Raw genomic sequence first — 235 nt, 5'->3', positions numbered from 1 at the left:
CCACTATCCGGGCTTCGAAACCGATATCCACGGCGCCTATCGTCAGGCGGATGGTCGTTACACCGTTAAAGTGCTGAGAGAAGAAAACAACAAATAATCGATGCACAACAGGGCAGTGGCTTGCCACTTCCCTTTTTCACGCTGCAAGGAGAACACATGAAAACACCCTCACAGCCGCGCGCGATTTATTACATCGTTGCGATCCAAATCTGGGAATATTTCAGCTTTTACGGCA

At 49.4% G+C, this 235-nt stretch carries 2 protein-coding genes; both read left to right on the top strand.

Features of this window, described 5'->3' with window-relative positions; translation table 11 throughout:
- A partial coding sequence (locus AC2FCQ_RS24715) for an Orn/Lys/Arg family decarboxylase (RefSeq protein ID WP_490658457.1) occupies positions 1-97 on the top strand: 97 nt, incomplete at its 5' end.
- A gap of 59 nt (positions 98-156) precedes the next feature.
- The coding region (locus AC2FCQ_RS24710) for a hypothetical protein (RefSeq protein WP_239688238.1) at positions 157-235 on the top strand (79 nt) is incomplete at its 3' end.

The sequence above is a fragment of the Serratia sp. CoH_134_PS_4 genome, from assembly GCF_058190535.1.
This window is presented reverse-complemented; position numbering and strand designations above follow the sequence as displayed.